The organism is Streptomyces chilikensis (genome assembly GCF_001642695.1).
Taxonomy (GTDB): domain Bacteria; phylum Actinomycetota; class Actinomycetes; order Streptomycetales; family Streptomycetaceae; genus Streptomyces; species Streptomyces chilikensis.
On record NZ_LWCC02000009.1, the window covers coordinates 1 to 4,153 of the forward strand.

At 75.8% G+C, this 4,153-nt stretch carries 5 protein-coding genes; 1 reads left to right on the plus strand and 4 read right to left on the minus strand.

The features are described 5' to 3' along the window. Positions 1–86: 86 nt before the first annotated feature. A complete protein-coding gene (locus A2U95_RS20635) occupies positions 87–983 on the minus strand; it encodes an oxygenase MpaB family protein (RefSeq protein WP_166025491.1) in 897 nt (298 codons plus the stop codon). A gap of 122 nt (positions 984–1,105) precedes the next feature. Continuing rightward, positions 1,106–1,666 carry an NAD(P)H-dependent oxidoreductase gene (locus A2U95_RS20640; protein WP_166025493.1) on the minus strand — a complete coding sequence of 187 codons (561 nt, stop codon included), beginning with the start codon at positions 1,664–1,666 and terminating at the stop codon, positions 1,106–1,108. Positions 1,667–1,819: 153 nt separating this feature from the next. Between A2U95_RS20640 and A2U95_RS20645 the strand changes: the two genes are divergently transcribed. Further along, positions 1,820–2,470, plus strand: coding sequence for a TetR/AcrR family transcriptional regulator (locus A2U95_RS20645; protein WP_166025496.1), 651 nt, complete (start codon positions 1,820–1,822; stop codon positions 2,468–2,470). Between the two features lie 61 nt (positions 2,471–2,531). On the opposite strand, the gene A2U95_RS20650 is transcribed toward A2U95_RS20645, so the two are convergent. Both A2U95_RS20650 and A2U95_RS20655 read right to left on the minus strand, forming a co-directional pair. Then, the gene (locus tag A2U95_RS20650; protein WP_166025498.1) at positions 2,532–3,194 is read right to left on the minus strand and encodes a DedA family protein; all 663 of its coding nucleotides are present in this window, start codon (positions 3,192–3,194) and stop codon (positions 2,532–2,534) included. 226 nt (positions 3,195–3,420) lie between these two features. After that, positions 3,421–3,987: a YbaK/EbsC family protein gene (locus A2U95_RS20655; protein WP_166025500.1), complete on the minus strand. Its 567-nt coding sequence runs from the start codon at positions 3,985–3,987 to the stop codon at positions 3,421–3,423. Between the last annotated feature and the right edge of the window lie 166 nt (positions 3,988–4,153).

A 4,153-nucleotide genomic window follows, 5' to 3' on the forward strand; every position in this document is an offset into this window, starting at 1 on the left:
CGCGGCGTTCCCGCACCGCGCGGCGTTCCCGCACCGCGCGGCGTTCCCGCACCGCGCGGCGTTCCCGCGCCGCGGCGTTCCGCCGGTCAGGCGTCCGCGCACGTCCCGCGGGACGCCGCGGCGAGCGCCCGCCGCCGGCGCTCGGCCGTGCGCGCCAGCATCCGGCCCGGGGCGACCCGCAGCCGCACCGGCAGCGGCGACACCAGGACCCGCACCACCCGGGCGAACCTCCGCATCCGCCTCTCCCGCCGCGGGTCCCAGGGCAGGCCGAAACGTTCCCGCAGCACGGGCGGAAGCGCCCCGGCGGTCACGAACAGCGCGCCGCGGCCGGCCGCCCGGCCGAGCGGCCGCCAGAGCGCCCCGGGGATCCACCGCGCGGGCCTGGCGGGGGCGGCCAGCGCGTCGAGCACGTCCCGCACGGACCGGTTCGCCTCCAGCCGCTCGGCGACCATGGAGTCGTAGTAGGCCCCGAACGCCTCCCAGTCCGGAGGCAGATGGTGCTCCTTGAGCCCCCACACCCGGCCGACGTTCCGCATCTCCCGGTAGTACTCCTCGATTTGGCGCTCGTCCAGCTCGCGGCCGAAGATCCGCATCGCGTCCACCGGCGCCTTGACCAGGGTGGCGTGCACCCAGTGGTAGGCCTCCGGGTGCAGCGCGTGGTACCGGCGCCCGGACGGGTCGACGCCCTTCATGCCGGCGTGCACGCCGATCAGCCGCCGCGCCTCCGCGGTCGCCGCGTCCTGCCCGCCGTAGATCACCGTGCTGAGCGAGAGCAGGGTCCGGCCCAGCCGGGGCCAGGGCTCGGCGCGGAAGTTGCTGTGGTCGGCGACCCCGGCCCCCACCGCCGGGTGGGCCACCTGGAGCAGCAGCAGTTCCGGCGCCAGCAGCAGGGCGCGCACGTCGCCGAAGACGCGCCGGACGGGACCTCCCGGCAGCGGCGCCCTCACCTGCGAGGCGGTGGCGGCGGACGGTGTCACGGTCATGGCGTCTCCTACGACGGTGCGGAACCCTGTGCGGTCCGGACGGCGCGTCCGGAAAACGCCGCGACGGCGGCACGGGCGGAGACCCGTGCCGCCGTCGCGGCGGTTGCGGAGCGGCGCGCGGCTCAGGCGGCGGCGGCGCGGGTGCGCTCGGCGACCTGGGCCAGCACCTCGGTCAGACCGGCGACGGCCTCGGTGTCGTCGGCCGGGTGCAGCTCGGCGAAACGGACGACCGAGCCGGCGATGGCCAGCTTGGGCTCCTCGACGACCACGGCGCCGGCGATGCCGAGGGCCTTGCGGGCCTCGTCCTGGGCCCAGACGCCGCCGTACTGGCCGTAGGCGGTACCGATGACGGCGACCGGAAGGCCGGACAGGGCGCCCGCGCCGAACGGACGGGACAGCCAGTCGATGGCGTTCTTCAGCACGGCCGGCATGGTGCCGTTGTACTCGGGGGTGAAGAACAGGAGCGCGTCGGCGGCGCCGGCGGCCTCACGCAGACGGGCGGCGGCCTCGGGCAGCGAACCCTCGACGTCGATGTCCTCGTTGTAGAACGGGACGTCGGCCAGACCCTCGAAGAGCTCCACCTCCACGCCCTCGGGGGCGTGCTTGGCGGCGGCCTCGGCGAGCTGGCGGTTGTGCGAGCCGGCGCGGAGGCTACCGACGAGGGCGAGGACGCGGACGGACATGAGCACTCCCTGGATGAGCGGAACGAAACGGTGACGGCGAGGCTTCCTCACCACCCGAGCCGGAGGCGGCGGTCCGCTCCAGCCCTCGTTCAAAGTTGTACCACCTATCCGGACCGCGGTCCACTTCGGTTGTGTTGCGGTACTGTGAAACCCATGGACACCGCCGCACCGCCGCCCTCCGGGGAGCCGCTCCGGGTCGCCGACGCCGCGACCGGGCTGTCGGCGGACGCCTCCGGCGGCCCGTGCGGCCTGCGCGCGGACGCCGCGCGGAACCGGGCCCGCCTCCTGGACGCCGCCACCCGGCTGCTCGGCGAGCACGGCGTGGCGCACCTCACGATGGAGGCGGTGGCCCAGGCGGCCGGCGTGGGCAAGGGCACCGTCTTCCGGCGCTTCGGCGACCGGACGGGACTGCTGATCGCCCTGCTCGACCACCGCGAGCGGCAGTTCCAGTCCTCGTTCCTCTCCGGCCCGCCGCCGGTGGGCCCCGGCGCCCCGGCGCTGGAGCGGCTGCACGCCTTCGGTCCGGCCGTGCTGCGGCACGAGGCCTGTCACCAGGAGCTGTTCCTGGCCCTCCAGACGGACCCGCTGCGCCATCTGAGCAGCCCGCCCCACCAGCTGCGCCACACCCACCTCACGCACCTGCTGCGCGAGCACGGCGCCGAGGGCGACCTCGACCTGCTCGCCCACACGCTGCTGGCCTTCCTGGGCACCTCGCTGACCCATCACCTGACGGTCGGCTGCGGGATGGCCCTCTCCCGCGTCGAGGACGCCTGGCACCACCTGGTCACCCGCCTCGCCTCCTGAGCGCCGGGGTCCGGAGGCGGCGTCCCGTCCCAGGAGCGGTCCGCCCCAGGAACGACCCGCCTCAGGAGCGGTCCGCCTCCGAGCGGCGGCGCTCCCGCAGCCGCACGGCGATCCAGGCCACCAGCGCCACGGCCGCGGCGCCCAGCACCACCTTGGACAGCACGCCCACGTACCCCTGGACGAGCTCCCAGCGGTCGCCCAGCAGGTACCCGGCCATCACCAGCACGGAGTTCCAGATGAGGCTGCCCAGCGTGGTCAGCCCGAGGAACACCGGCAGCGGCATCCTCTCCAGCCCGGCCGGCACCGAGATCAGGCTGCGGAAGACCGGCACCATCCGGCCGAAGAAGACCGCCTTGGTGCCGTGACGGGCGAACCACTCCTCGGTGCGTTCGAGGTCGGACGTCTTCACCAGCGGCAGCTTGGCCCAGATCGCGTACAGCCGGCGGCGCCCGAGGAGCATGCCGATCCAGTAGAGGGCCACGGCGCCGACCACCGAGCCGAGCGTGGTCCAGAACAGCGCGGACGCCAGGCTGAGCACGCCCTGCCCCGCGGCGAAGCCGGTGAGCGGCAGGATGACCTCGCTGGGCAGCGGCGGGAAGAGGTTCTCCAGCGCGATGGCCAGCCCGGCCCCTGGGCCGCCCAGGGCCTCGACCAGGTCAACGGCCCAGCCGGCGATTCCGCCCGGCTTGTCCTGCTGAGCGGCGGCCAAGGTCGACAGGTGCATGGAGTCTCCGGAGGCGGCACGGGCCGTGAGGGGAACAGGGCGTTCCCCCCACCCTAGGAAACGCCGGCCGGGAACGACGACGCGGACGGCCGCGTCCTCGGTGGCGTTCCCCACAACTGCTGCCCGCGCAGGGCCCGCGCACACGGCACCCGGTCACCCGGCCGCGGGCCGCGGGCCGCGGGCCGGCCCCGGGACACGGCCCCGGGGGCGGGAGGCGCCGCGTCGCTCAGCCGGCCGCCGGCACGCCCAGCCCTTCGACCACCTCGGCCCCCGGCAGCCGGACGAACGCCTCACCGGGCACCAGCAGCTTGCCCCGCCGCCGCCCGCTGCCGACCAGGACGTAGGGCAGCGCCACGACGGCCGGGTCCACCAGCAGGGGCCACCCGGCCGGCAGCCCGACCGGTGTGATCCCGCCGTACTCCATCCCGGTGAGGCCGGTGGCCGTCTCCATCGGGGCGAACGACGCCTTGCGGGCGCCCAGCCGGCGGCGCACCACGCCGTTGACGTCGGCCCGGGTGGTGGAGAGCACCAGGCAGGCCGCGAAGCTCGTGTCCCCGCCCCGCCTGCCCGCCACGACGACGCAGTTGGCCGAGGTCTCCAGCAGGTCGCGTCCGTAGTGCTCGACGAAGACGGCCGTGTCCGCCCGGTCCGGGTCGGTGTCCACGTAGAGGACGTTCTCCGCCGGCACGCCGTCCGCCCACGTCCGGAGGGCGTCGGCGACCGGGGCGACCAGTTCGTCCAGGCACTCGGGGGCGGGGCGGGCGTGCTCGAAGGTTCCGATGGGTGCGCGCATGGCGGCACCGTAGCGGATCGGCGCACGGGCGCCGCGCCCCAGGTGGCGTCGCCACGCCGAGGCGCACGGACCGGGGCGCCGGCCCGGCCACCGGTGGTCCAGGCCGGTCCCGGCGGCGTGGCGCGAAGGGCGGCCGGGCCGCGGCGAGCACCCGCCGGGCGCCCTC